Below are 25,150 nucleotides of genomic sequence, written 5' to 3'. Positions count from 1 at the left end.
AGCACTGCTCGCCGACGTGGTGGCGCGGCTTCCCGGCGAGGACGCCTCGGCCGTCACCCACGATCGGGTGACTATTCGCGCTCGGCCAGGCGCGTCAACGTGGCGGTGGCCTCGGCCATGACGCGGTCGATCAGCTCCCGGCACGACGGCAGGTCGTCGATGACCCCCACCACCTGGCCCGACGCCATCACCCCGAGATCCACCCGCCCCTCCACCATGGCCGCCCGCAGCAGCACCGGCGTGTTCGCCGCCTGGAGCACCTGGGCCCAAGTCAGGTCGCGGGCTCGGCGCATGCGGCGGCCCTCGCGGATCATCGCCGCCCACGACAGCCCCGACAGCCGCTTGAACCTGGCCCCGTTCAGCACGGCCCTGGCCAGTCGCGAGCGTTCGAGCGAGGCCACGAACGGTGTGGTGAGCACCCGGTGCGGCACCCCGTCCACCTTGGTGGTCACCACGGTCTCCCGCGCCGCGAGGTAGAACTTCTTCACCTCGTCGGGCACCGGCGAGTCGCTGGTCAGCAGGAACCTGGTGCCCATGGCGATCCCGCTGGCCCCGTACGCCAGCGCCGCCACCAGCCCGCGCCCGTCGAAGAAGCCCCCGGCCGCGATCACCGGGATGTCGACCGCGTCCACGACCTGGGGGAGCAGCAGAGTCGTGGCGACCGGGCCGGTGTGCCCGCCGCCCTCGCCGCCCTGCACGATGACGGCGTCCACGCCCCACTCCGCCACCTTCTCGGCGTGCCGCCGCGCCCCCACCGACGGGATCGTCACCACCCCCGCGTCCTTGAGCCGGGCGATCAGGTCCCTCCTGGGTGCCTGGGCGAACGACGCCACCCGCACGCCCTCCCGCGCCATCACCTCGATCCGCTCGGCCGCGTCGTCGGCGTCGGAGCGGATGTTCACCCCGAACGGCGCGTCCGTGCGCTCCTTCACCCGGCGGATCGCCTCGGTCATCTCCGCCACCGACATGGTGGCGGCGCCGATCACGCCGAGCCCGCCCGCCTGTGAGGTCGCCGCCGCCAGCCGCGCGCCCGCGACGTAGCCCATCCCGGTCTGCACGATCGGATACCGGCAGCCGACGAGCGACGTCAGCGCGGTCTTCACGCCGCCACCTCGCGGTCGCGCGCCCGCTCCGGGTCGAGCCGGTCCAGCACGCGCAGCTCCTCGCCGGTCGGCTCGCGGGTCACCGCGACGTCACCGTCGATGTGGAGGTCGAAGCCCGTCACCGCCACCACCTCGTCCACCTTCACCCCCGGATGCACCGAGACCAGCCGCATCGACCCGTCGGGGGTGCGGAAGTCCAGCACGGCCAGGTTCGTCACCACGCGGCGCAGCTCGAACGCGCCCCGGTCGGTCCCGACCCCGCTGACCATGTCCACTTCGGGCACGAAGACGCGCGGGGTGTGCCGGGGGATCCAATAGCTGGTCGGGTCGCACCGGGTGTTCCCAGGGGCGCCGCGCACGCCCAGGAGCTGCGCCTTGGGCCGCGCCCAGTCGCCGATGCAGGAGATGTTCGTGTTGCCGTACCGGTCGATCTGGCTCGCTCCGAGCATGACGTGCCGCCGCCCGTTCAGCACCAGCCACAGGTGGTCCCGGAACGGCAGCCACCCCTCGACCACCTCGGGCGCCCGCCCCAGCGCGGGCACGTCCCCGGTGAGCAGGCAGACGCCGTCGTGCGTGAGCAGCTCCGGCTCGAACGTCAGCCGCGCCAGCCGCGCCGCCAGCACCGTGACGGCCCCGCCGATGCCGGCCGCCAGGATCTCCCCGTCGCCCCTGAACGCCTCCGCGCACGCCACCACGCAGACATCAGCCCTGCTGCTCATCGACACCCGTCTCCACGTAACGCCGCTGCCTGTCCTCGTCGCGCCCGTAGTCCGGCTCGCACGAGGTGAACCCGGCGCCGCCGGGCGCCTCCACCACGCCGGTCACCATCGACCGGCTGATCAGCAGCGACTGCACCGGCCCTTCCTTCAGCAGGTCGGCGGTGTCCACGATGCGCTCGCACGAGACGTAGCAGCGTGCCGCCGCCTTCGCGTACAGGTCGTCGAAGTAGGGGTCGGGCCCCAGGTACTGCGCGTTCCCGCGGGCGTCGGCCCGGTTCATGTGGACGAGCGCCACGTCCATGGTCAGTGCGGGCACGGCGACGAGTTCCTCCCCGTCCCCGTACGGCGACCGCACGGTCCTCAGCTCCGGATTGACCCGCATGACGTCCGACCCCAGCCCCGCCCGCGTCGGCAGGAACGGCAGCCGGTGCGCCGCCGCGAGCAGCCCGAACATGAACATGCCCTCGTCGTACTCGGCGAACTCGATCTCCCCGGCCTGCCTGGCCCGCCGGAAGCAGGGCTCCAGGGGGATGGAGTCGAGCGTGACGAACGGGGCCACGACCTTGCGCACCTTCCCGGCCGCGCACAGCATGCCCACGTCCGGGCCGCCGTACGAGACGACCGTCAGGTCGCTGACGGGGGAGCGGAGGATGGCCGACACCAGGGCCATGGGCTTGCGCCGCGAGCCCCAGCCGCCGATCCCGACCGTCATCCCGCTCTCGATCGCGCCCGCGACCTCCTCGGCGGACATCACCTTGCTCACGAGAATCGCTCCCTGTGCCGGTCGCCGGCGCCCATGAGGTTCAGCTCGAAGGTGAAGCCCTGCTCGAACCGGTAGCTGCGGTTGACGTCCACCGGGTCGATGCCGTTGAGCGACTCCTTGGCGCGGCGGATCACGTACGGGTCCTTGGCGGCGATCTCCCCGGCGACCTCCATGGCCGCGTCCCGCAGCTTGTCCCCGGGCACCACCTTCAGCACCGACCCGAACGCGTGCAGCTCGGCGGCCGTGACGTTCCTGCACGTGTAGACCATGGCCCGCATGAGGTGCTGCGGCACCAGCCGGGCCAGGTGCGTGGCCGCGCCCAGCGCGCCCCTGTCGACCTCGGGCAGCCCGAAGTAGGCGTCCTCGGCGGCCACGACGATGTCGGCGTTCCCTGCCAGCCCGACGCCGCCGCCCAGACAGTGCCCGTGCACCGCCGCCACGACGGGCACCGCGCACTCGTAGACCGCCGCGAACGCCGCATAGCAGGCCCGGTTGACCGCGACCAGCGTCTCGTAGCCTTCGGCGGCGTTCAGCTCCTTGATGTCGACGCCGGCGTTGAACCCGCGCCCCTCGGCCCGCAGCACGACCACCCGTGTCCCGGGGTCGTCCCCGGCCGCCCGCACGGCCCCGGCCAGCTCCTCCCAGGCCCGCACGGTCAGCGCGTTCACCGGCGGCACGTCGACGACGACCTCCGCGACCGGCCCGTCCCGCAGCGTGATCCCCATAGCCCCACCCACCTCCCCTACCCGCAGCCTGTTCGCACCTAACGCTTGCTTGGTACGGTAGCACCCGTGACCGTGACTTACGACTACACGGGCAAGTCCGTCCTGGTGACAGGCGGAACCAGGGGCATAGGCGCGGGCATCGCGCGTGCCTTCCACGAGGCGGGCGCCCATGTGGCCGTCTGCGCCCGCAACCCCGCCCCGGGCGGCGAGTTCCGCTTCGTCCAGGCCGACGTCCGCGTGCCGGAGGACGTCGAGCGGCTCGTCGCCGGGTTCGACCGGCTCGACGTGGTGGTCAACAACGCGGGCGGCTCGCCGTACGCGCCGCTGGAGGGCACCTCGCCGCGCCTGCACGCCCGCGTCATCGAACTCAACCTGACGGCCCCGCTGCTGGTCGCGCAGCACGCCTACCCGCTGCTCGCCGCCGCGCGCGGGGCGATCGTGATGATCGGCAGCGCCAGCGGCACCCGGCCCTCGCCCGGCACCTCCGCGTACGGCGCCGCCAAGGCCGGCCTGCACCACCTGGCCCGCTGCCTGGCCGCCGAGTGGGCGCCCGACGTGCGGGTCAACACGGTCGTGGTCGGCCTCGCCGCCACGGAGAGCGCCGCCGGGCACTACGGCGAGCACGGGGACGGGCGGCTGGGGGCGGCGATCCCCGCCGGGCGGCTGGCGACGCCGGCGGACGTGGCGCAGGCGTGCCTGTGGCTGGCGGCACCCGGTTACGTGACGGGCGCGGAGGTGCGGGTGGACGGCGGGGGCGAGATCCCGTACTGGCGTCACCTGGCCGCGGAGGTCGGCAGGGCGCCCGGGTCGTCGTGACCGGTGCGGCCGGTCCTCGGGTGCGGTCAGCGCATGGCGGAGCGGGCGGTGGGACGCAGCCGGAGGCGCTTCGGGGCGGCGGTCAGGCGGTCCTTCACCATGGGCAGGTTCACCTCCCGCTCGTCCTCCGGCGTGTCGAACCGGGTGAACCAGACGAACACGTTCTCCCCGGTCCGGACCGGGAGACGTGGATAGGTGTTCTCGGCGTGCTCGCTCTCGAACCGGGCGACCACCGGCACCCCCTCCTCGGCCAGCACCGGCGCGACCTCCTCGGCGAAGAACGCGGCGAAGCCGTCCTCGACGTGGCAGATGGTGGCCACGTACAGCGCCGGCGGGAGCGGCCGCCCCGACGGGCGGCCGCTCCCGCGTCGGCGGCTCCACGAGGGCGCGCAGGAGCAGCACGTCGTCGGAGTCGTCCATCGTGGCGTTGGCGGCGTCGCGGTTGGCCTGCCACACGGGCCCGCCGTAGAAGGCCTCCAATGCCGCCTTCCGGGAGGGCATGTCGGGAAAGGCCCGCAGCCAGGGGAAGGTGTCGGGCGCGTCCGGGTCGCGGAAGGAGCCGACGACCCGCATGCCCGTCGCCTCCTGTGTCTCGACGAACTCCCGCTCGAACAGCTCGATGAGCGTGTCGCGGCGCCCGGGCCGCATCGTGTACTGCCGCAGCTCGTAGATCATGCGGCAACGGTAGGGCGGAGTCACTGACACCCCGCGTCAGCGTATGCGTCGAACAATATTCTGATTACTTTGAGCTACCGAATGATAGCGGAGCGTTATAGGCTCGCATCGACCTTGATCCCTTGAGGTCAAGGAAGGTCAAGGGGCGGTGGTGTGCCTTGGGCCCGTGGTGCCCGCCGCTCCGGAGGGCTTCCCCTGACGGCGAAGGAGCAGAAGTGATCCGAAGAGTGTGCGCCGCCGCGGCCGTGGTGGCAGCGGTCGCCGGTGGCGCACTCCTTGCTGTCCCCGCGCACGCTGACGCCTGGTCCGACGGTTGGAGCAGCCAGGTCTGGTCCCACAACCGGAGCGGCAACAGCGGCTCGTCCCAGTCCGGAAACAACTTCGGCGACGTCATCGCGGCCAATCGCTGCGGCGAGGGCGCCTCGACGAACGTCAACAACGTCAACGGCATCGCCTCGACCGCCACGGACGGCGGCATCGCGGTGACGTACATCTTCCACTGACCGGCTTACGCCCACGAATCAGCAATCGGAAAGGACATCCCCATGGTGAAGAAGCTCTGCGTGACCGGTCTCATCGCCGCCGCCGCGGCCGGTGCGACACTCCTTGCGGCCCCCGCCCACGCCGACACGAACGCGGGCAACTCCAGCTCCAACAGGAGCTCCGTGCAGTCCGGCAACAATTTCGGCAACGTCGTCAACGTCAACCGCAGCGGCTATGACGTGACCAGCGTCAACAACGTCAACGGCAACGCCGTCACCGCCACCGACGGCGCCGGCGTGAGCATCGACGACATCCTCGACTGATCCCCACCCCACCCCGACGTGCGAGCCAGGCCGTCCCCCCGGCCTGGCTCGCCGCTTCTCCGTGACAGCCACCCCTCCCACGCGCGATCGTGCCGGCCGTTCGACTACCACCCCCGGGCGTGGGGGGCGCCGGCGGCAGGGCCCGCGCTCACGAGCGGGGCGCAGCGCCGCACCGGCGACGGGGGCCTCAGCCGCTCGGCGCCCACGGACGTCAGCTGCTGCACACCCGGGGCGTCAGCAGGAGATCCCGCCGTCCACCGGGATGACGGTCCCCGTCAGGTACGCCCCCGCCCGGGAGGACAGGTAGATCGCCGCGCCCGCCATGTCGTCGGGACGGCCGATGCGCCCCAGGGGCACGCTCGCGGCGATGGCCTCGCGCGTGTCGGGATCGTCCAGCGCGAAGGCCATCATCTTCGACTCGAACGGCCCGGGCGCGATGGCGTTGACCGTGATGTGCTCTTTCGCCAGCTCCTTGGCCAAGTGCCTGGTGAGCATGTGCACGGCGGACTTCGTCGAGGAGTACGCGTACGTCGGCAAGGCCGGCACCCTGATGCCGTCGATCGACCCCACGTTGATCACGCGGGCGGGGTCGTCCGCGGTGGCCGCCTCCCGCAGCCGCGGCAGGAGACGCTGGGTCAGGAAGAAGACGCCCTTGACGTTGATGTTCCAGAGCTTGTCGAAGGCGTGCCCGGGATAGTCCTCCAGCGGCGCCCCCCAGGTGGCCCCCGCGTTGTTGACCAGCACGTGCAGCGGCCCGTCCACCGCCGACACCAGCGTCTCCAGCCCTTCGGGGGTGGACAGGTCGGCGGGCACGGCCGTGCAGCCCAGCTCGGCGGCCGTCTTCTCGACCTCGGCCGTCTTGCGGGCCGAGATGTAGACGGACGCCCCGGCGTCTGCGAAGCCGGCCGCGATCATGCGCCCGATGCCCCGCGACCCGCCCGTGACCACGACCGTCTTGCCTTCAACGGAGAACAGAGTCATGTTCTGGGAGCATGCCATACCGACTGGTCGGTCGCCACGGTTACCCGCCCTGATCCTTCACCCACAGCCGCAGCAACCCCCTGAAGTGCTCGACGAACGCCTCGCGCTCGTGCGGCGGGTACGTGGCGGTCACCGTGTCCACGAGCAGCCGATCGAACTCCGCCCCCGCCACCCACTCCAGCACGACCTCGTCGATGTGCCCGAGCCGGGTCTCGCAGAACTCCTGATAGCGCTCGGTCTCGAAATAGCGGTCCGCCAGCCGCCGGTACTCCGCCAGCCGCTCCCCGTAGGTCCCCGTGACGGCGAAGTAGTCATGCGTCTCCAGGTCGATGCGCGGCCTGCGCCGGGTGGCCACGCAGAACACGCACCACTTCACCAGCGTCTTGATCGCCCAGGGGAAGTAGTAGTGCAGGCTCGTCAGCGCCACGTCGGGGCAGGCGTTGGCGTAGTCGATGGGGTGCACGTCCGAGCCCTTGACCAGGGTCTCGCAGGAGTTGAACTCCCATCGGAAGAACGCGTTCACCAGCCGCCCGATCGTCACCACCTCCTCGCCCGCGGCCGGCGACAGGAACTCGTGGTCGACGGCGTACCTGGCGTGCATGGGCTCGTCGGGCCGGAAGCGCATCACCATCGTCTCGGCGCCGATCGACAGTGACCTGGCGAACGCGTCGTACCCCTGGATGGCCTGCTGGAGGTGCATGAGCATCTCGCCGCTGGCGTCGTAGGCCCGGTGCAGCTCCTCCCGGTCGCGCACCAGGGACACCCCGCGCCAGGCCCCGCCGTCGTACGGCTTCATGAAGAGCGGATAGCCGATGCGCTCCGCCACCTCGTCCAGGTCGAAGGGCTGGTTGTAGCGGGCGGCGGTGTAGGCGTACCTGGCGTTGTCGGGCGGGTTCTTGTACGGGACCAGCACGGTCTCCGGGACCTTGAGCCCGAGCCGCATCATCGCGCAGTACGCGGCGTGCTTCTCCATCGACTGGAACGTGAACGGGCTGTTGAGGAGGTAGACGTCGTCCATCATGGCGATCTTCTTGAGCCACTCGCGCGGGTGGTAGTACCAGTACGCCAGCCGATCGATCACCAGCGAGTGCCGCGGCTTGGCCCGCAGGTCGAAGGGCTCGATCGTGACGCGCTCCACGTCTAATTCGCCCACGCCCTCGATCGGCCCGAGCCGCCGCAGCACGGTCTCGAACGCCGACGGCCAGTCCTCCTCGGTTCCCAGCAGCAGCCCGATCAGATGTCGCACGAGGCCCTCCTCCCGCCGGCCGCCCGGGGGTCAGACGCCGGGGAGGCGGCCGTTGCGGAACAGATCGACGAACCTTTGGTGGTCTTCCCGGGCCTGTGCCCCGTAACGGTGGGCGAAATCCACCAGCATCCCGACGAATCCGGCCCGGTCGCCGCCGATCACCGCCACGATGGCCTCCTCCGTCGAGAAGTCGACGAGGTCGTGGCTGGACTCGTCGTCGGCCACCGAGTGCATGCGCGCCACCGCCCGGCCCAGGTCCCGCATGATCGAGCGCAGCTCGTCCGGCTCGTTGACGTCGTCCCAGTCCAGGTCGGCCGAGTACGGCGACACCTCCGCCACCAGCTGCCCCACCTCGCCCAGCGTGGTGTACCCGAGCCAGGGATCGGCGTACGCCTGCAGCGCCCGCTGCGACTCGGCCGTGCGATGCCCCTGGTGCCGGAAATAGGAGACGACCTTGTCGTCGGTCACGTACCGCGCCACGGCCGGCACCGCCGCCTGCTTCATGTACAGGATGACGTCGTTCTCCAGAGCCTGCGAGCGCCCCTCCAGCAGCAGGTTGTACGACGGCAGCCCGGCCGACCCGATGCCCACGCCCTTGCGCAGCGCCACGTCCTTGATCACGTGCTCCACCGGGTTGCCCTGCACCGGCAGCGTGGTCAGATAGTCCTCGAAGGCGGCCAGCACGGCGTCCCTGGTCGTCGCGTCCACGGCCTCCCGCCCCTCCATGAGCGCGAAGCGGCGGTCGTAGTCGTCGATCACGGTCTCGACGTCGAGCAGTGCCACGCGGGTGCTCAGCCGCGCCGTCTGCAGCACCCGGTGCAGCACGCCGGTGGTGGTGTCCAGGGTGAGCGAGCCGATCGCGTCGTCCCCGCCGCCCGCGATGCCGCCCAGCTCGTCCAGGTACGCCCCGGCGAAGTCGGTCACCAGCACGCCGATCCCGTCGTCCGACAGCGCCTTGGCGTACCCGAGCAGCGCCACGCTGGCCGCGAAGCGCTCGAGGTCCCAGACGTACGGGCCCACGTACGCCTCGTCGAAGTCGTTGACGTTGAAGACCAGCACGCCGGAGGCGTTCATGTACGTGCCGAAGTTCTCGGCGTGCAGGTCGCCGTGGATCCAGACGCGGCTGGTCGGGCCGTCGAGGTAGGCGTCGTCGGCGTACGCGTCCGTCACGTCCGCGTAGAAGAGGCACGCGCTGCCCCGGTAGAAGGCGAAGGGAGAGGCCGCCATCTTCCGAAATTTCCGCCGAAAAGCAGCGGGGTCTCGCTTGATCGATTCGCCGAACTCCGTCATGAGGACATCGAGCAGGAAGGAGGAGCGTGTGCCCATGTTCCGGACAGTAGATGCGAAACTTCCTACCGCCTAGCCTGATCTTTCCCTGACAGGGTGGAGTCAGGGGCGCGCCGTGAAGGAGCGGGACTCGGGCAGCGATCTCAGCCCTGCCCGCGCCAGCGTGACGATCAGCACCGCGAGCAGCACGCACTGCACGCAGACCGTCGCCCACGCGATCGTGCTCGGCTCGTCCGTGCGCGGGTAGGCCAGCAACGGCAGCCGCGTCAGCAGCAGGAGCACGCCGGCCGTCGACAGCGCCAGCAGCCATGACGGCGAGCGGCGGACGAGCGGGAGAGCCGACGCCGCGGCAAGCGCCACGCTCGCCATCGCGGGCAACTCCAGCCAGAAGAACAACCAGGGCGACTCGCCCAGCCCGAGCCGGAACACCACCTCAAGAGCACCTGCCAGGGCCAGCCCGGCGGCGACCGGAGCCAGCGCGAGCCGCCACGGCCGGCGAAGGGGTGACACGTCGCTGTGGAAGCCGGCCAGCAGGGCGATCAGCGGCACCGCCGTGATCAGCACGCCGCCCGCCGCCGACAGCGAGGAGATCCCGAGCCAGGGCGTGGTCCCCCGGGTGACGGCGAACACCAGCGTGGGAAGCGCCCCCGCCACGGCGGCGACCTTGGCCAGGCGAACCCGCCCTCGCATGATCGCCGCGAACGCGACGCCCGAGCCGGCGGCCAGAGCAGCCTCGCCGATGTGGAGCAGCCGTTCGAGGGATCCGGGCGCGCCGACAATGATGGGCGAGTCCTCGAACGTGATCCCGCGGATCAGGTCGGCCACCACGAAGACGGCCCACACCGTCTGCCAGGCCAGCCCGAGCAGTGCGACGAGCCGCACGGTCTCGCCCCACGCGAAGAAGCGGGGCGCGCTCCGCGTGCCGCCCAGCCGGACCCGCAGGGACAACGCCAGCACGCTGGCGATCTCGCCCCAGCGGGGCCGCGGGTTCACCTCGTCGGGCACGTCGCCGGACATCTCCATGAACTCGGCCACCATCTCCTCCTCGCGCTCGGCGCGGTAGGAGGCGGGAAGGAGGCGCAGGATGGCGCGGTAACGCCGCTCCAGCAGGCTCATGCGGCACCTCCGGCGTGCGGCGCCGTCCTGGCGAACAGAGCACCTCCGGCGAGCGGTGCCCGCCCGGCGAAGAGAGCACCACCGGGGAGCGGGGCGCCTCCGGCTGCTCTGGCGCGCAGGCGGGCGGTGGCGGTGCGGGCGTTGGCGGCCATCCTGGCGGCCTCCTCCTGCAGCGCGCGGGCGCCCTCGTCGGTCAGCCTGTAGTAGCGCCGCAGCCGGCCCTGCTGCACCTCCTCGCGGTCGAGGGCGACCAGCCCCTCGGCCGCGAGCCGGTCCAGCACCCCGTACAACGTCCCGATCTTGAGCTGCACCCGTCCCTCGGACAACCGATCGACCTCCTGGACGATCCCGTAGCCGTGGCGCGGCTCGTCCACCAGCGCGGTCAGCGCCAGGAACATGGGTTCCGTGATATGCACAACCCCACTATATCTTGCCGCTCAGGATATCGTGGGTCACGGGTGTTGAGAGGAGACCGAGACCACCTCGCCCGTCATGTACGACGAGTAGTCGCTGGCCAGGAAGACGATCACGTTCGCCACCTCCCACGGCTCCGCCGACCGCCCGAACGCCTCCTTGGCCGCCAGCTCCGCCAGCAGCTCCTCACTGGTCACCTTCGCCAGGAACGGATGCACGGCCAGCGACGGCGCCACCGCGTTGACCCGCACCCCGTGCTCGGCCGCCTCCAGCGCCACGCACCGGGTCAGCGCCATCACCCCGGCCTTGGCCGCGGCGTAGTGGGACTGCCCGCGCTGGGCCCGCCAGCCGACGACCGAGGCGTTGTTGACGATGACGCCGGACCCCTGGCCGATCATGTACCGGAGCGCGGCCCTGGTGCAGCGCATCGTGCCGTTCAGGGTGACGTCGATGACCGCGTGCCACTGCTCATCGGTCATCTCGGCCAGCGAAGCCGTGCCGCCGAGTCCGGCGTTGTTGACCACCACGTCGAGCCGGCCGTGCGCCTCGACCACCGCGTCGAACAGCGCCAGCACCTGTGACTCGGATGTCACGTCGCACGGGACGGCGAGGGGCTTGACGCCGGTGAGCTCGGTCAACGCGTCGGCGGCGGCGGCCAGGCGGCGCTCGTGCCTGTCCGAGACCACGATCGTGGCGCCCTCCTCGGCGCAGCGCCGAGCCGTCGCGTACCCGATGCCCGCGCCGGCGGCCGCCGTCACCAGGGTCACCTTGCCGTCGAGGAGTCCGTGTGACTTGGGGTAGGGCGGGGTCATCGGCTCTCCATTCAGCGGGGTAGTCCCAGGGTGCGCTCGGCGATGATGTTCCGCTGGATCTCGCTGGAACCTGCATAGATCGTGTCGGCCCGGCTGAACAGGTAGAGCCGCTGGAGGTCGTTCAGCCCCACCGTCCCCTCGTCGTCCGGCTCGCCGACGAGCCCGGCCTTGCCCTGCACGGCCTGTGCCAGCTCGCCCAGCCGGCGATGCCACTCCGACCAGTAGAGCTTGGCGATCGAGACCTCCGGGCCCGGGTCCGGGCGCAGCATGCGGAGCGCGTTGAGCCGCATGATCTCCAGTTCCAGCCACGACCGGACGAGACGGTCGCGCAGCACGGGGTCGTCGGCCGCGCCGGTCCGCTTCGCGGTCTCGATCACCTTGGCGAGCTCGCGCCGGAAGCCGATCTGCTGCCCGAGCGTGGAGGCGCCGCGCTCGTAGCCGAGCGTGGCCATCGAGACCCGCCAGCCGTCGCCGGGCGCGCCCAGCACGTTGTCCGCCGCCGTGCGGGCGCCGTCGAAGAACACCTCGTTGAACTCCGAGGTCCCGGTCAGCTGCACGATCGGCCGTACGGTGACGCCCGGCTGCCGCATGGGGACGAGCAGGTACGACAGGCCGCGGTGCCGCCGCGAGCCCGGCTCGGTGCGGCAGAGCACGAAGCACCAGTCCGCGACGTGGGCCAGCGACGTCCACACCTTCTGACCTGTGACCACCCAGCAGCCGTCGTCCAGGTGGGCCTTGGTCTGGACGTTGGCCAGGTCGGAGCCGGCCTCGGGCTCGGAGTAGCCCTGGCACCACAGCTCCTCGCCCCGTTGGATCGGCGGGAGGAAGCGGGCCTTCTGCTCGTCGGTGCCGAATTCGAGGATGGTGGGGCCGATCAGGCCCTCGCCGATGTGGCCGACCCTGGCGGGGGCGCCGGCTCGGGCGTACTCCTCGTGGAAGGCGACCTGGTCCTCCAGGGAGGCGGCGCGGCCGCCGTACCGCTCCGGCCAGCCGAGGCAGGTCCAGCCGTTCTTGCCGAGGTGGCGCTCCCACGCCAGCCGCAGTTCGTGCCCCTCGTGCTCGCGCCCGGGCCCGCCCAGGCCCGAGCTCCGTCGGGCGGCCGCGAACTCGCCGCTGAGCGCCTCCTCCAGCCAGGCCCGCGCCTCCTCGCGGAAGCCGGGGGTTTCGCCCAGCTCAGGAACCGTCAACGAACCCCCCGTAGCCGCCGCGGAAGAACACCAGCGGGCCGCCGTCGGCGTGCGTGTCGAGCTGGAGCACCCGCGCCACCACGATCATGTGGTCGCCGGCCGGATGCTCGGCCTCGACCGCGCAGTCGAGCCAGGCCAGCGCGCCCTCGAGCACCGGGTTGCCGCCGGGGGAGCCGGTCCACTTCAGTCCGGCGAACTTGTCGCCGCCCTTGGTCGCCATCTGGGCGCACACCGCCTGCTGGTGCTCGGCCAGCACGTTCACGGTGACGACCTCGGCGCCGCGCACCCGGGGCCAGCTCGTGCTGGTGTGCGCCACGCAGAACGCCACCAGCGGCGGGTCGAGCGAGACGGAGGTGAAGGAGTTGGCGGCGAGGCCGCATGGTTGTCCGTTCGCCGGGTCGAGCGCCGTGATCGCCACCACGCCGGTCGCGAACCTGCCGAGCACCTGCCGGAAGCGCCGGCTGTCGAGGTGGCCGTTCGCGCTCTGGTAGGAAGGGCCCGTCGGCATGGCGGCTCCGTTGCGAATCCTGCGCTGATGAGGCGTCGGAAGGCCGCGGCAGCCGTCCGGCGCGATGAGCCGGGCTGCGTGTGTGCTCATGGGTCCGCCTCCTAGTCCACCGGCTGCGCCTATCTTACCAAGCGCTTGCTTGGACGGTAGGTGGTACCCGGAAAAAGTGTCAAGTCAAGTGTGGGGGCGGGTGCGGCGTGTGCGTTGACATGGGTGAAATGTCCGGCCTACGGTGAGATGTGTGGCCAAGCGCTTGCTTGATTTTCGGGACGCGACCGCGATCGCCGGCGTCGGATACACCCCCTTCACCAGGGACTCCGGGGTCAGCACCCTGACGCTGGCCTGCCGCGCCGTGCTGGCGGCACTGGACGACGCCGGCCTGACGGCCGATGACGTGGACGGCCTGGCCACGCACCGCGTCGGCGACTCGGCCCCGCCCACGCTCGTCGGCCCCGCGCTGGGCCTGACGGACCTGTCCTGGCACCTGGACCAGTTCGGCGGCGGCAGCGTCTCGCACGCCGTGGTCGGCCAGGCCGCACTCGCGGTGGCGGCCGGCCTCGCCGAGACCGTCGTCTGCTACCGGGCGATCAACGCCCGCTCCGAGTTCCGCATGGGCGGCACCGGCCGGGGCGTGCCGGCGAGCCCGGAGGTGCAGTACCAGGCGCCGTACGGGTATGTCGCCCCGCCGCAGCAGTACGCCATGTACGCCCGCGCCCACATGCTGAAATACGGCACCAAGGCCGAACACTTCGGGCAGCTGGCGGTCACCCAGCGCGCCAACGCCGCCAAGAACCCGCGAGCGCTCATGCGCACTCCCATCACGCTGGACGACTACCTGGCGAGCAGGTGGATCGCCGAGCCGTTCCGGCTGCTGGACTGTTGCCTGGAGACGGACGGCGCCTGCGCCGTGGTCGTCACCACGGCCGAACGCGCCCGCTCGCTGCACCGCCCGCCGGTGCTGATCTCGGCGGCGGCCTGGGGCGGCGGCACGTCGCACCTGTCCTGCGAGGATCCCGCGGTGACGGCGGCCGCCGAGCTGGCCCCGCGCCTGTACGCGCAGGCCGGGCTCGGCCCCGGCGACGTCGACGTGGCCGAGATCTACGACTGCTTCACGTACTCGGTGATCGTCCAGCTGGAGGACTACGGGTTCTGCGCCAAGGGCGAGGGCGGGCCGTACGTGGCCTCGGGCGCCACCGCCCTGGACGGCCCGCTGCCGGTCAACACCCACGGGGGCTTCCTGTCGGAAGGGTACGTCCACGGCGTCAACCACATAGCGGAGGCGGTGTCCCAGCTCCGGGGCGACGCGGGCGACCGCCAGGTGCCGGGCGCGGAGGTGGCGCTCTCCACGGCCCAGCCCGGCTACATCCTCCCCGCCACCTCCGCCCTGATCCTGAGGAGGGCGTGATGGTGGTCTACCGGCCCGAGCCCGACCGGGACTCCAGGGAGTGGTGGGAGCGGATCGCCAGGCACGAGTTCGCCGTGCAGTGCTGCGACGCCTGCGGGACGACGCGCTTCCCGGCCAGGGCGTTCTGCCCGGCCTGCCGTACGGAGGCGTGGCACTGGCAGGAGGTGGACCCCGAGGGCCGGGTCGAGAGCTGGATCGTCAACCACCAGCCGTTCATGCCGGGGGCGCGGGAGCCGTACGTGGTCGTGATGGTGCGGCTGGCGGCGGTGCCGGGGTGTGTGGTGTACGGGAACTGGCACGGCAGGCGGCCTCCCGAGCCCGGCGAGCGCGTGCGGGCGTCCTACAGCCGGATCGACGAGAGCCTGTCACTGGTGAACTGGGAGCCGGTCGACGGGTGAGGAGAATGCCGGGAAGAATGAATCCTTATCCACTCCGGCGTAAATCCTCCCACTAGTTGACCTTGATCCGTAGATTGGATTCGTACCCAGAAACCCCACCAGTCCCACGATCCCGAAGCTGCCCCCAGGCTGGGCTCGACGGGGCGATGATGAGGCAGTAGACGTCAACGTGGACGGCTCGATCTTGGCGGCGGACGTGAGCGGAACGGACTTGGTGGCGATGGTGGCCGTGCGGCCACCGGTTGCGGTCATGCCTGCCGTCCGGCCGTACCGACCGGCCCGGGGGCCGCCGGCGCGGCGTAAACCCCAGTGGGAGTGAGAACCCTGTCGGGAGGAAGAGCTCCATCGGTCGGTCCCCAAATGAGGAAAACGCGCCCTGGCGGGCGTGGGGGACCCGCCAGGACGCGCTTCCTGCCCCGTGAGCGGCGGCGCCAGGACTCCGGCGAGGGATGGAGTCCTAGGCCGTGTGATCGCACACGGAGTCGATGGGGGAGCGTGGAGGCTCCTGCTGCCGGTAACGTGCGGCGATGCGTTGAGCTGCACCAACCGGGTCATCAATGGGGTGCGTGACGGGGGCGCCACCCTCCTCGTTCCAGACAAAGGATCCGTCATCGCACCACACGGTCAGCTCAGTCAACACCGATTGCACGGACTCGCCATGCCGATTGCTCTGGTAGGTGTGGGTGAAACCCTGGCGGGGCAACGCGTCACGCAGTAAACGTGTTGCGTCACCAGGGTCATGCCAGGGCAGGTACGGCGTACCCGTGCGGACCGGCAACACTGGCCTTCACCCCCTCACCGGCCTTTAGATGGATTTGTACCAACGAATGGATGATGGGCCGCTCAAGGGGGTTCGGTCAAGGGGTTGTGGCCTGCTAGAACCAGATCGTCTAAATTGTTGGAACAAAAGGGGTGAAAGTGGCAAGGTCGGTGCTGTATCAGCAGGTGGCTGCGGAGTTGCGTCGAGCCATCTACTCGGGTGTCCTCGGCCCCGGGGCACAGCTGCCGACCGAGGCACAACTCATGGAAGACCATGGGGTGAGCAGGAACACCGTAAGGCTGGCCCTCGGGGAGCTCGTCAATGAAGGGCTCGTTACGCGCACGCCGCGGCGCGGAACCGTGGTCAGAGACCGGCGACCGTTGCTCATCTACCCGCAGCGGGAGCTGGAGCCGCAACCCACTGGGGAACTGCGGGAGGCCTTCGCCTACGCCGTGGCGCAGGAAGGCCGCGAGCCAAGCCAGTACATCGAGGTGCTGACGGTGTCTCCGGTGGAGGAGATCGCCAGCAGGCTGGAGTTGGCTGATGGGGAATTGGCGGTGGTGAGACGCCGTCTGCGTTTCGTGGACGGCCAGCCGTACAACACCAACGATTCCTACTTTCCCCGTGATCTGGTTGCCGACTCCGAGATCGCCAGGCCCGGAGACATCGCGCGAGGGGCGAACCGGGTGCTGGAGGAGCTGGGTCATGCGCAGGTGCGCGTCGTCGACGACATCTGGGCCCGCATGCCCAACCAGGAGGAGGCCGAGCGCCTCCAACTCGAGCTCGGCACGCCAGTCATGGTGTACGTCCGAGTTGGGTACGACGGGGCCGACATGCCAGTGCGTGTCGCTGTGTCGGTGCTTCCCGCCGACAAACATTTGATCAGATACGAGCTCGACCGCCGCTGAAGGGCTCGGGTGAAGGGGTGATCCCGCCGGCCGGGCGCAGCGAGAAATAGCCGCCTCGCTGGCCTGGGGGAGTCGTGCATACTCCCCTAAATCGCCATTTATCCATATATATCGGGTTGAGGCCCCAATTCACCCTTACGCGACATTGCGTCATCACGCTATGCGCTCGCGTAGAAACCCAACGCAACGGGAGTTGGACTATGCACACAAACACCCTGCTTCACCCGCTCGCACTCCGCCGCGCGGAACCATCGGACCTTCCCGGCGTACTCACGCTGCTCGCGGACACCGCCGAGTGGCTCTACACGCAGGGCGTGCGGCAGTGGCCCCGCAACGGGTTCGGCCCCGAGCGGATCGAGCCGCTCATAGAGGAGCGGGTGCTGTTCCTGCTGGACGACGAGCTTCGCTATCTCGACCCCGACGAGTCAGCACCGCCGGTCGCCACCATAGCCCTCGACGACCACGCCGACCCGGAATTCTGGACACCGGCCGACGATCCGGGCGCGGCGCTCTACATCCACAAGCTCGCCGTGGCCCGGCCGTGGTCCGGAAGCGGCCTCGGTGACGCCCTGCTGGACTGGGCCAGCGCCGCGGCCTTCGCCTCCGGCCTGCCCTGGGTCCGGCTGGACTGCGCCAAGGCGAACCCGCGCCTCCAGGCGTACTACCGCAGCCGCGGCTTCCGCCACATCCGCACGGTGGACCTTCCCCACCGCGCCTCGGGCGCCCTCTTCCAGCGCGCCTCCGAAGACCTCCCGACCACGGTCTTCCGCGACCTGACGGCCGCCGAACTGATCACCGCCTGAAGCCCGCACCATCCCCTGGTGTGAGCCCCTCGGCCGACCGGCGTGAGCCCACCCGCTCCGGGTGGGCTCATGCGTTCCTGGGGGCGCCTGACCCGCACGGACTGCCCTTCACCACCTACCGCAGGCACCTGACCCCGGCATCGCGCGCGTCCGCGAAGTCCTGTGGCACCGTGAGATCCAGGGAAGGGCCGCATGAACGGGCGGAAGAACGTACGGGCCGGGAGAGGTCGTGGACTCATCGGGTGATGCCGTGCTGATGGGCGTAGAGGGCGGCGTGCACGCGGGTGCGGAGACCGAGCTTGGTGAGGATGCGGTTGACGTGGGTCTTCACCGTGCCCTCCTCGATCCACAGGGTCCGGGCGATCTCGGCGTTGGTCAGGCCCTCGCCGACGAGGGCGAGGACTTCGCGTTCGCGGGGAGTGAGGCGGCCCAGGGCGGCTGGTGGCGGGCCCGGGCTGAGGGCGGCGAAGCGGCGGATCAGGCGCTTCGTGACCTGTGGGTCGATGAGGGCGTGACCGCGGTGGGCCACGCGGACGGCCTCGATCAGCACGCGGGGCTCATTGTCCTTGAGCAGGAAACCCGCCGCGCCCGCTTGCAGGCTGCCGAAGACATACTCGTCCAGGTCGAACGTCGTGAGCGCGATGACGGTGGGAGCCTGCTCGGGGGCGGGGGCGGTGAGTGCGCGGATGGCGGACAGACCGTCCATGCGCGGCATGCGGAGATCCATGATGACGATGTCCGGTCTGGCGGCGCGGGCGCAGCGGATCGCCTGGGCGCCGTCGGCCGCCTCGGCGATCACCTCGATGTCGGGTTCGGCGTCGAGCACCAGCCGCAGGGCCGAGCGGACCTCGCCCTGGTCGTCGGCGATCAGCACGCGGATCGTCACGGCGTCATCCTCCTGCCGCGGTCCTGTGGGCGTCCTCCCAGGCAGAGGGACTTCTGTCGGGCAGGACCGCGTGGATCCGCCAGCCGTGCGGAACGCGGGGCGCGATGCTGAGCGCGCCGCCGAGGAGGCGGGCGCGTTCCCGCATGCCGTGCAGGCCTGTTCCAGGGCCGGGAAGGCTGCTGTGGGGTGGCGGGGTGGTGGGCCCGTCGTCCTCGACGACGAGGGTGACGCAGTCGCGCTCGCGGTGGACGCGTACGTCGGCCCGCGTGGCTCCGGCGTGCCGTACCGCGTTGGTCAGGGCCTCCTGGACCAGGCGGTAGCCGCAGTGGTCCACGAGTGCGGCGAGTGGCGCGTCCTGGCCGGTCCGGGTCACCTCGATGCGGCACGCGGGCGTGGACAGGCGGGCGGCGAGTGCCGGCAGGTCGTCCAGCCCCAAGGTGGCGCCCATGGACGTGGTCGTGTGGCCGTCGTCGCGAAGCGCGTCCAGAAGCAGGCGGATGTCGCGCAATGCCGTCGCGGCCAGGTCGATGATCGTCCTGAACGTGCTGGTGGCCAGGGGTGAGGTGCCGGCCTGGACGTGGGCGGCGGCGCCGGCCTGCATGCGGATCGCGGTCAGATGGTGGCCCACAGCGTCGTGGATCTCACGTGCGATCCAGGCCCGCTCCTCGGCCACCGCCCGCGCCGCCTGCTCCTGGTACAGCAGGGCCAGCTGCTCGGCCCGCTCGCGGCGCAGGCGGAGGGCGTAGCCGGTGGCGACCGGTGCGACGCCGATGAGAGCCGCCTGGGCCAGAAGCGACGGGCCGATGCCCGGCGGCCCCGCCGCGCCCACCCAACCGCTGAACGGCGTGGCCAGGAACATGGGCATGATGGCAGAGGTGAGCGAGACGGCCAGCAGCACGGCGAAGCGCCGCGGACGGTGATAGGCCGCTGAGCAGAACGCGAGCGCCGCGGCGAGCCGTACGGGCCACATGGTCGGCAGCAGCCCGAGCAGCCCTGGCCCGAGCAGCGCTGCCGCGAGGGAGCCGAGCGCCGCCGTGACGGGAAGCCTGCGGCGGACGACGAGCGGCCCCGCCACCGTGACACACAGCACCGCCAGGAGCACTGGCAGATCTGGCGCCTGCCGCGTGCCGACGCTCTGGAGCGGCGTGGACGCCTCCCACACCGCGCCGCCCCACGCCGTGGCGGCGACCGCGAGAGCCAGCAGGACGTCCTGCCATGCCGGAGTCAGCCGCCGCCAGAGCATGACGGGCAGTCGCGCTTGGTTGTCGTCCATCACGCCAATCACCGCTCCTGAGAGCCCGCCGTCGCGAAGGGAGAGCGCCATGAGAGCCAGCCTGGCCCCCGCCCGCCGTGGACGCGCAAGCCGGAGCCGGCGCGGGCGCATCCTCTCAGCATCTGGTCCCGGACTCGGGCAGAGCGCGTGAGAGGAAATAGGTGTTCACGTGGCGGGTGACGCAGGCGTTGCCGGAGATGTAGAGCTCGTGGCCCGGCCCGTCGTGATAGATCGAGACACTGCCCCTGACCTGCTCGATCACCCGATTCGTGGCCGGGAAGTCGCCCCAGGTGCCGACGCCCAGGAGGGGCGGGACGTCCTGCGGAAGAGGCCCGCCGGGGAAGGTGACGGGCGTCGGATAGCCGAGGCATCCGAGTCTGCCCGCCGTCGTCCCCCCGGTGCCCGTGTTGGGAACGAGGCGCCTCAGCGTGGCCAAAGTGGCGGCCAGAGCGGCGTAGTTCTTGTGCCGGGGCATGTCCTGGCAGGCGACGATGTCCGGTGCCGGGCCCGCGAGCCCGGGGACGGCGGCGAATCCGGAGCCGTCGCCCCGGTCGGCGTCGGCGATGGCCTCGGCGATGCGGGGCCAGTCTGTCAGCCATCCCGCGGGGCCCGGCGTCGGCTGAGGGCCCGCCCACAGGAGCGCCGCGGCGAGACGCTCCTGAAGGGTGTAGCCGTCCAGCGGCCCGCGGGACGTCTCGAGCGGTGTGCGGTTGGCGCGGGCCACCACCGCCTGCCAGAGCCGGGGAATGTCGCGCCCGCGCAGGACACAGGAGGACTCGCTCGCGCACCAGGTGACGAAGCGGCGCATCCGCTGCTCGCTGTCACGGGCGCGGGCGAGGTGCTCGCGTTCCGGATGGGTCATGTTGCCGGTGCCGTCCAGCACCATCGTGCGGATTCCGTGGGGGAACAACCGCGCGTACGCCTGCCCGAACGCTCCTCCGTACGAGCCCATGTAGAAGTTGAGCCGGGAGCCGCCGAGCGCCTTCCTGATCGCCTCCATGTCCCGGGCGTGCGTCGCCGAGCCGATGCTGTCGAACAGCGCCGGGTCCGGATCGCGACACTCGTCGGCCACGGCCCGGTTCCGGGCCGCGATCTCGTCGAACCCGGCCTGATCGCGAGGCAGTGGTGGGTCCGGCCTGCTCCTGATCTGACAGGGCAGCGGAGTGCTCAATCCGTTGGTGTAACCGCGCGGATCCCAGGTGACGATGTCCATGTCGTGACGCAGGTCGGTGAACGACCCGGAGAAGTGGTCACGCAGCGCCATGATGCCAGGCGCTCCCGCGCCGAAGTTCACCAGCACCGCCCCGTTGCCCTGCCTGTCGGCGGCCAGCCGGCCGAGCATCAGGGTGATCTTCCGTCCGCCGGGACGGGACCAGTCCACCGGTACGCGAAGTGCGGCGCACTCCATGCCGAGACCGCCGTCACCGTCCGGACACGGCCCCCAGCCGAGCGTGCTGCGGGCCGACGCCTGCTGGGGTGCCAGTGTGGCGAGGAGGCAGAGCGCCATGGCCGGCGCCGCCGTATGACGTGCGAAGTTCTTCATGCCGGAAGCCTGACGGAGGGCCCCGGCCAGATCGTCCACCTTTCGATAGACATCCGCGCAGATCTTCGGCGTCGGTCAGGTGAGGCCCGCCCCGCCGCTCTCCGTCGGAAGCGAGTCGAGCCAGCGGGTGAGGCGGGCTCCTTCGCGGGTCATGACGTCCGGGTCGCGCAGGGCGTTGGCCAGCAGGGACATGCCCTGATAGCCCGCCACCAAGGTGAGGGCGAGGTCGCCGGGGTTCGGCAGGCCGGCCTGGCGGAACTGGTCCTCCGCCCAGTCGAGGAGGAGGCGGATCACCTTCGCCGCCTCCAGGTCGAGCCCGCCGTCGTCGCGTTTGTCGAGTTCGGCGGCCAGAGTGCCGGTCGGGCAGCCGTATCGGGCCGCGACGTCGCGCCGGCCCACCCAGGTGTCGACCAGCGCCTTGAGGCGGTCGAGGGGGTCAGGCAGCTTGCCGAGCTCACCGGTGAGCTGGGCCAGGTGGGCGGCATGCTCGTTCAGGGCGGCCTGGACCAGCTCGTCCTTGGTCTTGAAGTAGTAGTACACGTTGCCCACGGGGACATCGGCGGCCTTGGCGATGTCGGCGATGGTGGTGCGCTCTATGCCCTGCTCGTGCAGCACCCGTGCGGCCGCGGACATGAGCCGCCGCCGCTTGCCCGCGGCACGGGATTCCGGTGAGTTGGTCACCCAACTAACTGTAGACAGACCTGCCCGTCAGGCACTAGGCCCGGCCCTCCGGCGGAGCGCTGAAAGCCGCGACCACATCGCCGCCCAGCCGATCGCTGCCGCAGACACGGACCTTTCCGAACAACTGAGAGGCGCGGCTCGAGGTGAGCGCGCGGCAGGGCCTTCCTGGCGCAAAGCCGCAGATCACCATATAACCTCTCCTCCATGACCGGATCCCTGCTCGAGGTGATCGCGCTCAACGTGCGCGACGCCGTGGCCGCCGAACAGGGCGGAGCCGACCGGCTGGAGGTCGTCGCCGACATGGCGGCCGACGGGCTGACCCCCTCTCCGGAGACGGTCGCCGCGATCGCCGCGGAATGCCCTCTTCCCCAGATGGTGATGCTCCGCTGCGACGCCAACTTCGCCGCCGACCCCGACGCCCTCGAGCGGCTGGGCCGGGACGCCAAGGCGCTGGCGCAGGCGGGGGCGGCGGGATTCGTGTTCGGGTTCCTCGACGGCGCGGGCGCCGTCGATCTGGCGGCCACCGAGGCGCTGATCCACGCCGTGTCCCCTTTGCCGTGGACCTTCCACCGGGCCGTCGACCACGCGGCCGACATCCAGGCGGCCTGGCGTGCCGTGCGTCTGCTGCCCAACCTCGCGACCGTGCTCACCTCGGGCTCGCCCACCGGCGTGGGCGACGGCCTGCCGGTGTTACGGGCCCGCGCCGAGGCGGGCGACGGGTCGATCATCCTGGCCGGCGGAGGCCTGCGCCCGGCACACGTGCCCGTCCTGCTGGACTACGGCATCCGGGCCTTCCACGTCGGATCGGCGGTGCGGGCCAGCTGGTCGGACCCGGTCGAGTGGCGGCTGGTACGCCAGTGGCGGGCCTTGGTCGAGCGCGACTGAGCCGGTCAGTGCAGGGCGGCGTCGGCCCTGCGCAGCGCGGCGGCGAGGGTGCGGATCGTGGCGGGCTCGTCCATGACGCCGCCCCCGGCGTCCCGCTGCTCCTCCCAGGCGGTCACGCGCTCGCGGTAGGAGTCGTAGTCCGCCAGATGGAAGGCGTAGACGGTGGCGAACCGGCTGACCAGGTGTGACGGGTGCATGTCCCAGCCCTGGTAGAAGCCGTGCCGCAGCGAGTGGCGCACCAGCTCGGCGTGCCGCCGCCACAGTGCGTGCACATCGGCCCTGCGGTCGGAGGCGGGTGAGGCGGCGAGCGAACCGTCCGAGAGCTCCACGCCCGTGCCGGCGAACGCCGTCTGCATCACGTGTCTGGCGTGGTCGCAGGCCGGATGGTCGAGCCGCTGCTCGTGCGGGGGCAGCCCGAGCGCGGCCGTGTAGTCGAACACGCCGAAGTGGGCCGCCGCCAGCCGCCCGCCCAGCGCCTCGGCCAGCTCGGCACGCAGGAACGGCAGCGTCTGCGGCGCCTCCACCTGCATCTCGAACCGCAGGCGGACGCCCGGCCCGGCCTCCAGCCGCTCCAGCACGTCCGCGAACTGCCCGAGGTAGTCCTCCATCAGCACCTTCGGGAACGTCACCGTGAACCCGTCAGGCAGCGACCCGGCCCGCTCGATCACCCCGGTGACGAAGCCGTCGAGAGTCCGCACCGATCGCCGGGGGTCGCCGTCGGCGAACGACTTCACCCGCGGCCCCCACCGGCGCGGCAGCGCCCCGGCGGCGTGCAGCGCGGCCACCGCCTCGGCGGCCTGCGCCACATGCCCGTCCTCGACCTCGTCGGGGCGTACGCCGTAGCCGTCCTCGAAGTCGATCCGAAGGTCCTCGATAGGCTCGTGCGCGAGCTTGGCGAGGACCTTCTCGTGGACGGCCGCGGCGAGCCGCTCCGGCGCGCCGAACACCTCGGCCAGCTCGACGGGCCCGCCCATATGGGCCTTGACCAGGGACAACGCCTGGTCGCGCCACTCGGCCACGGTGTGGGCGGAGAACCGGTCGGCCGGCACGTACACCGTGTGGACCGGCTGCCACCCGGGCGAGGCGGACAGCTGCGGGTAGCGGGCCTGCTGGGCCCGGTAGGCCGCCGCGAAACCGGGCGGCAGATCAGGGACGGCAGGCACGGAGCATGGCCTCCAAACCGACGAGCTTGACACGTTCGCCGCGGCCGAGGGACCTGGCCAGCTCGGCCTCGGCCGCCTCGATCGCGAGCCACTCGTCGTAGGTTATGGGCCTGATGCCGCGTTCTGCCAGCAGCTCGTCGATGGGTCGCGCCGCCACACGGTCGCGCCCTTCCAGGTCGGACAGCAGCGTACGGACGGTTTCGGCGGCGTCGGACTTGTTGGTGCCGATCACCCCGGTAGGGCCGCGTTTGAGCCAGCCTGCCACGTATTCGCGGTCGCGGACCCGGCCGGCCTCGTTCGGCACGGTCATGGTCTTGTCCGAGAACGGGACCCCGGGCAGCGGAACGCTCTGGTAGCCGACCGAGCGCAGCACCATGCCGACCGGCAGCGTCTCGAACTCGCCCGTGCCCACCACGCGGCCCTCCTGCGACAGCCGGGTGCGTTCGAGCTTGAGCCCCTCGACCCGTTCGGCGCCGAGGATCTCCACGGGCCGCAGCCAGAAGCGCACGTCGAGGCGGCGCGGGCGGCCGACCGGCTCGCGGGCCGCCCATGACTGCAGGACCTTGATGTTGCCCTGGACCTGGCGCGGGAAGTCGCCGCCGAGCACGATGGCCTCGTCGGGGCGCACGCAGACGTCGGCGTTGGCGAGATCACCCAGCTCGCGCAGCTCCTTCAGGGTGAACTTGGCGTGCTCGGGGCCGCGCCTGCCGACCATGTGGATGGCCTTGACCTGGCTCTCGGAGAGGCGCTGCAGCACGTCGTGCGGCACGTCGGTGGCGCGCAGCTCGTCGGCGGTCTTGGCCAGGACACGGACCACGTCGACGGCCACGTTGCCGACGCCGATCACCGCGACCTCGGGGCTGTCGAGCGTGAACCGGCCCGGATCGACGTCGGGGTGACCGCAGTACCAGTTGACGAAGTCGGTCGCGGCCACGCTGCCGGGCAGGTCCTCGCCGGGTATGCCGAGCTTCCTGTCGACCATCGCTCCCGTGCAGTAGACCACCGCGTCGTAGGCGCCCAGCAGGTCGTCGACGGAGACGTGCTCGCCGAGGGTGACGCCGCCGAGGAAGCGGACCTCGGGCAGCTCCAGAACCCTCCGCAGGTAGTTCGCGATCGACTTGATCGACGTGTGATCGGGTGCGACGCCGTACCTCACCAGCCCGTACGGTGTCGGCAGACGTTCGAGCACGTCGACCTGCACGGGCTCAGCAGACTGCTTGACCAGCGCCTCGGCCGTGTAGATCCCGGCGGGGCCCGATCCGATGACCGCCACACGCAACGCCACGT

At 71.1% G+C, this 25,150-nt stretch carries 27 protein-coding genes and 1 pseudogene; 8 read left to right on the top strand and 20 right to left on the bottom strand.

Annotated features, from left to right (window positions below):
- Positions 1-71: 71 nt before the first annotated feature.
- Genes ID574_RS41285 through ID574_RS41270 form a run of 4 tightly spaced genes read right to left on the bottom strand, consistent with a single transcriptional unit; the run spans position 72 to position 3,310 of the window.
- Positions 72-1,103 (bottom strand): NAD(P)H-dependent flavin oxidoreductase, encoded by a 1,032-nt coding sequence (locus tag ID574_RS41285; protein ID WP_188194470.1) that lies wholly within the window; start codon positions 1,101-1,103, stop codon positions 72-74.
- Positions 1,100-1,822, bottom strand: a complete 723-nt coding sequence (locus ID574_RS41280) for a CoA-transferase subunit beta (RefSeq protein WP_188194469.1) — start codon at positions 1,820-1,822, stop codon at positions 1,100-1,102. The genes ID574_RS41285 and ID574_RS41280 overlap by 4 nt, the downstream gene beginning before the upstream one ends.
- Complete coding sequence (locus ID574_RS41275; RefSeq protein WP_188194622.1) at positions 1,806-2,573, bottom strand: CoA transferase subunit A; 768 nt, start codon at positions 2,571-2,573, stop codon at positions 1,806-1,808. Before ID574_RS41275 ends, ID574_RS41280 begins: the two co-directional genes overlap by 17 nt.
- Positions 2,574-2,581: 8 nt before the next feature.
- On the bottom strand, positions 2,582-3,310 hold the full coding sequence (locus ID574_RS41270) for an enoyl-CoA hydratase family protein (protein WP_188194468.1): 729 nt from the start codon (positions 3,308-3,310) through the stop codon (positions 2,582-2,584).
- Between the two features lie 66 nt (positions 3,311-3,376).
- Here ID574_RS41270 and ID574_RS41265 point away from each other — a divergent pair, with 66 nt between their 5' ends.
- Positions 3,377-4,126: an SDR family oxidoreductase gene (locus ID574_RS41265; RefSeq protein ID WP_188194467.1), complete on the top strand. Its 750-nt coding sequence runs from the start codon at positions 3,377-3,379 to the stop codon at positions 4,124-4,126.
- A gap of 26 nt (positions 4,127-4,152) precedes the next feature.
- On the opposite strand, the gene ID574_RS60635 is transcribed toward ID574_RS41265, so the two are convergent.
- Together ID574_RS60635 and ID574_RS63070 are read right to left on the bottom strand one after the other, a co-directional pair.
- Positions 4,153-4,446, bottom strand: coding sequence for a hypothetical protein (locus ID574_RS60635; protein WP_223167610.1), 294 nt, complete (start codon positions 4,444-4,446; stop codon positions 4,153-4,155).
- A gap of 148 nt (positions 4,447-4,594) precedes the next feature.
- Positions 4,595-4,774 (bottom strand): annotated as a pseudogene (locus tag ID574_RS63070) (NIPSNAP family protein); the annotation flags it as partial.
- Between the two features lie 242 nt (positions 4,775-5,016).
- On the opposite strand from ID574_RS63070, the gene ID574_RS41255 reads away from it, so the two are divergent.
- Together ID574_RS41255 and ID574_RS41250 are read left to right on the top strand one after the other, a co-directional pair.
- Complete coding sequence (locus ID574_RS41255) at positions 5,017-5,304, top strand: hypothetical protein (RefSeq protein WP_188194466.1); 288 nt, start codon at positions 5,017-5,019, stop codon at positions 5,302-5,304.
- A 42-nt stretch (positions 5,305-5,346) separates the two neighbouring features.
- Positions 5,347-5,607 carry a hypothetical protein gene (locus tag ID574_RS41250; RefSeq protein WP_188194465.1) on the top strand — a complete coding sequence of 87 codons (261 nt, stop codon included), beginning with the start codon at positions 5,347-5,349 and terminating at the stop codon, positions 5,605-5,607.
- Positions 5,608-5,841: 234 nt separating this feature from the next.
- On the opposite strand, the gene ID574_RS41245 is transcribed toward ID574_RS41250, so the two are convergent.
- From ID574_RS41245 to ID574_RS41210, 8 genes are all read right to left on the bottom strand, one after another.
- A complete protein-coding gene (locus ID574_RS41245) occupies positions 5,842-6,588 on the bottom strand; it encodes an SDR family oxidoreductase (protein WP_188194464.1) in 747 nt (248 codons plus the stop codon).
- A 40-nt stretch (positions 6,589-6,628) separates the two neighbouring features.
- Complete coding sequence (locus tag ID574_RS41240) at positions 6,629-7,834, bottom strand: ATP-grasp domain-containing protein (protein ID WP_223167609.1); 1,206 nt, start codon at positions 7,832-7,834, stop codon at positions 6,629-6,631.
- Positions 7,835-7,864: 30 nt separating this feature from the next.
- Positions 7,865-9,160 carry a DUF2252 domain-containing protein gene (locus ID574_RS41235; RefSeq protein WP_188194463.1) on the bottom strand — a complete coding sequence of 432 codons (1,296 nt, stop codon included), beginning with the start codon at positions 9,158-9,160 and terminating at the stop codon, positions 7,865-7,867.
- A 63-nt stretch (positions 9,161-9,223) separates the two neighbouring features.
- Positions 9,224-10,237, bottom strand: coding sequence for a hypothetical protein (locus ID574_RS41230; protein WP_188194462.1), 1,014 nt, complete (start codon positions 10,235-10,237; stop codon positions 9,224-9,226).
- Positions 10,234-10,653: a PadR family transcriptional regulator gene (locus ID574_RS41225; protein WP_223167608.1), complete on the bottom strand. Its 420-nt coding sequence runs from the start codon at positions 10,651-10,653 to the stop codon at positions 10,234-10,236. The genes ID574_RS41230 and ID574_RS41225 overlap by 4 nt, the downstream gene beginning before the upstream one ends.
- A 36-nt stretch (positions 10,654-10,689) precedes the next feature.
- Positions 10,690-11,463 carry an SDR family oxidoreductase gene (locus ID574_RS41220; RefSeq protein ID WP_188194461.1) on the bottom strand — a complete coding sequence of 258 codons (774 nt, stop codon included), beginning with the start codon at positions 11,461-11,463 and terminating at the stop codon, positions 10,690-10,692.
- Between the two features lie 11 nt (positions 11,464-11,474).
- Complete coding sequence (locus ID574_RS41215) at positions 11,475-12,650, bottom strand: acyl-CoA dehydrogenase family protein (protein ID WP_188194460.1); 1,176 nt, start codon at positions 12,648-12,650, stop codon at positions 11,475-11,477.
- Positions 12,637-13,248 (bottom strand): flavin reductase family protein, encoded by a 612-nt coding sequence (locus tag ID574_RS41210; RefSeq protein WP_442939381.1) that lies wholly within the window; start codon positions 13,246-13,248, stop codon positions 12,637-12,639. Before ID574_RS41210 ends, ID574_RS41215 begins: the two co-directional genes overlap by 14 nt.
- 151 nt (positions 13,249-13,399) lie before the next feature.
- Here ID574_RS41210 and ID574_RS41205 point away from each other — a divergent pair, with 151 nt between their 5' ends.
- The 4 genes from ID574_RS41205 to ID574_RS41190 all read left to right on the top strand — a co-directional run bounded on the left by ID574_RS41205 (position 13,400) and on the right by ID574_RS41190 (position 17,432).
- A complete protein-coding gene (locus ID574_RS41205; protein WP_223167607.1) occupies positions 13,400-14,563 on the top strand; it encodes a thiolase C-terminal domain-containing protein in 1,164 nt (387 codons plus the stop codon).
- Positions 14,563-14,961 carry a Zn-ribbon domain-containing OB-fold protein gene (locus ID574_RS41200; RefSeq protein WP_188194459.1) on the top strand — a complete coding sequence of 133 codons (399 nt, stop codon included), beginning with the start codon at positions 14,563-14,565 and terminating at the stop codon, positions 14,959-14,961. Before ID574_RS41205 ends, ID574_RS41200 begins: the two co-directional genes overlap by 1 nt.
- 930 nt (positions 14,962-15,891) lie before the next feature.
- The gene (locus ID574_RS41195; RefSeq protein WP_223167606.1) at positions 15,892-16,629 is read left to right on the top strand and encodes a GntR family transcriptional regulator; all 738 of its coding nucleotides are present in this window, start codon (positions 15,892-15,894) and stop codon (positions 16,627-16,629) included.
- Between the two features lie 200 nt (positions 16,630-16,829).
- Complete coding sequence (locus ID574_RS41190; protein WP_188194457.1) at positions 16,830-17,432, top strand: GNAT family N-acetyltransferase; 603 nt, start codon at positions 16,830-16,832, stop codon at positions 17,430-17,432.
- Between the two features lie 235 nt (positions 17,433-17,667).
- Here ID574_RS41190 and ID574_RS41185 read toward each other — a convergent pair whose 3' ends face one another.
- The 4 genes from ID574_RS41185 to ID574_RS41170 all read right to left on the bottom strand — a co-directional run bounded on the left by ID574_RS41185 (position 17,668) and on the right by ID574_RS41170 (position 21,815).
- Positions 17,668-18,318 (bottom strand): response regulator, encoded by a 651-nt coding sequence (locus ID574_RS41185; protein ID WP_188194456.1) that lies wholly within the window; start codon positions 18,316-18,318, stop codon positions 17,668-17,670.
- 4 nt (positions 18,319-18,322) lie between these two features.
- Positions 18,323-19,642: a sensor histidine kinase gene (locus ID574_RS41180; RefSeq protein WP_188194455.1), complete on the bottom strand. Its 1,320-nt coding sequence runs from the start codon at positions 19,640-19,642 to the stop codon at positions 18,323-18,325.
- A gap of 64 nt (positions 19,643-19,706) precedes the next feature.
- Positions 19,707-21,134 carry an alpha/beta fold hydrolase gene (locus tag ID574_RS41175; protein WP_188194454.1) on the bottom strand — a complete coding sequence of 476 codons (1,428 nt, stop codon included), beginning with the start codon at positions 21,132-21,134 and terminating at the stop codon, positions 19,707-19,709.
- A 75-nt stretch (positions 21,135-21,209) separates the two neighbouring features.
- Entirely contained in the window at positions 21,210-21,815 is a 606-nt protein-coding gene (locus ID574_RS41170; RefSeq protein WP_188194453.1) for a TetR/AcrR family transcriptional regulator, read from the bottom strand.
- A gap of 204 nt (positions 21,816-22,019) precedes the next feature.
- Here ID574_RS41170 and ID574_RS41165 point away from each other — a divergent pair, with 204 nt between their 5' ends.
- Positions 22,020-22,700, top strand: a complete 681-nt coding sequence (locus tag ID574_RS41165) for a copper homeostasis protein CutC (RefSeq protein WP_188194452.1) — start codon at positions 22,020-22,022, stop codon at positions 22,698-22,700.
- Positions 22,701-22,705: 5 nt separating this feature from the next.
- Here ID574_RS41165 and ID574_RS41160 read toward each other — a convergent pair whose 3' ends face one another.
- Both ID574_RS41160 and ID574_RS41155 read right to left on the bottom strand, forming a co-directional pair.
- On the bottom strand, positions 22,706-23,863 hold the full coding sequence (locus ID574_RS41160; protein WP_188194451.1) for a DUF6986 family protein: 1,158 nt from the start codon (positions 23,861-23,863) through the stop codon (positions 22,706-22,708).
- Positions 23,847-25,148 carry an FAD-dependent oxidoreductase gene (locus ID574_RS41155; RefSeq protein ID WP_223167605.1) on the bottom strand — a complete coding sequence of 434 codons (1,302 nt, stop codon included), beginning with the start codon at positions 25,146-25,148 and terminating at the stop codon, positions 23,847-23,849. The genes ID574_RS41160 and ID574_RS41155 overlap by 17 nt, the downstream gene beginning before the upstream one ends.
- Between the last annotated feature and the right edge of the window lie 2 nt (positions 25,149-25,150).

Origin of the sequence: Nonomuraea sp. SYSU D8015 (genome assembly GCF_008065375.1) — a bacterium.
GTDB lineage: Bacteria > Actinomycetota > Actinomycetes > Streptosporangiales > Streptosporangiaceae > Nonomuraea.
This window is presented reverse-complemented; position numbering and strand designations above follow the sequence as displayed.

Bases quoted from the DNA above. Each gene is read 5' to 3' on its own strand.
- ID574_RS41280 (WP_188194469.1), bottom strand. From the start codon at position 1,822: ATGAGCAGCAGGGCTGATGTCTGCGTGGTGGCGTGCGCGGAGGCGTTC.
- ID574_RS41275 (WP_188194622.1), bottom strand. From the start codon at position 2,573: ATGTCCGCCGAGGAGGTCGCGGGCGCGATCGAGAGCGGGATGACGGTC.
- ID574_RS41270 (WP_188194468.1), bottom strand. From the start codon at position 3,310: ATGGGGATCACGCTGCGGGACGGGCCGGTCGCGGAGGTCGTCGTCGAC.
- ID574_RS41250 (WP_188194465.1), top strand. From the start codon at position 5,347: ATGGTGAAGAAGCTCTGCGTGACCGGTCTCATCGCCGCCGCCGCGGCC.
- ID574_RS41245 (WP_188194464.1), bottom strand. From the start codon at position 6,588: ATGACTCTGTTCTCCGTTGAAGGCAAGACGGTCGTGGTCACGGGCGGG.
- ID574_RS41235 (WP_188194463.1), bottom strand. From the start codon at position 9,160: ATGGGCACACGCTCCTCCTTCCTGCTCGATGTCCTCATGACGGAGTTC.
- ID574_RS41230 (WP_188194462.1), bottom strand. From the start codon at position 10,237: ATGAGCCTGCTGGAGCGGCGTTACCGCGCCATCCTGCGCCTCCTTCCC.
- ID574_RS41220 (WP_188194461.1), bottom strand. From the start codon at position 11,463: ATGACCCCGCCCTACCCCAAGTCACACGGACTCCTCGACGGCAAGGTG.
- ID574_RS41210 (WP_442939381.1), bottom strand. From the start codon at position 13,248: ATGAGCACACACGCAGCCCGGCTCATCGCGCCGGACGGCTGCCGCGGC.
- ID574_RS41200 (WP_188194459.1), top strand. From the start codon at position 14,563: ATGGTGGTCTACCGGCCCGAGCCCGACCGGGACTCCAGGGAGTGGTGG.
- ID574_RS41190 (WP_188194457.1), top strand. From the start codon at position 16,830: ATGCACACAAACACCCTGCTTCACCCGCTCGCACTCCGCCGCGCGGAA.
- ID574_RS41180 (WP_188194455.1), bottom strand. From the start codon at position 19,642: ATGGCGCTCTCCCTTCGCGACGGCGGGCTCTCAGGAGCGGTGATTGGC.
- ID574_RS41175 (WP_188194454.1), bottom strand. From the start codon at position 21,134: ATGAAGAACTTCGCACGTCATACGGCGGCGCCGGCCATGGCGCTCTGC.
- ID574_RS41165 (WP_188194452.1), top strand. From the start codon at position 22,020: ATGACCGGATCCCTGCTCGAGGTGATCGCGCTCAACGTGCGCGACGCC.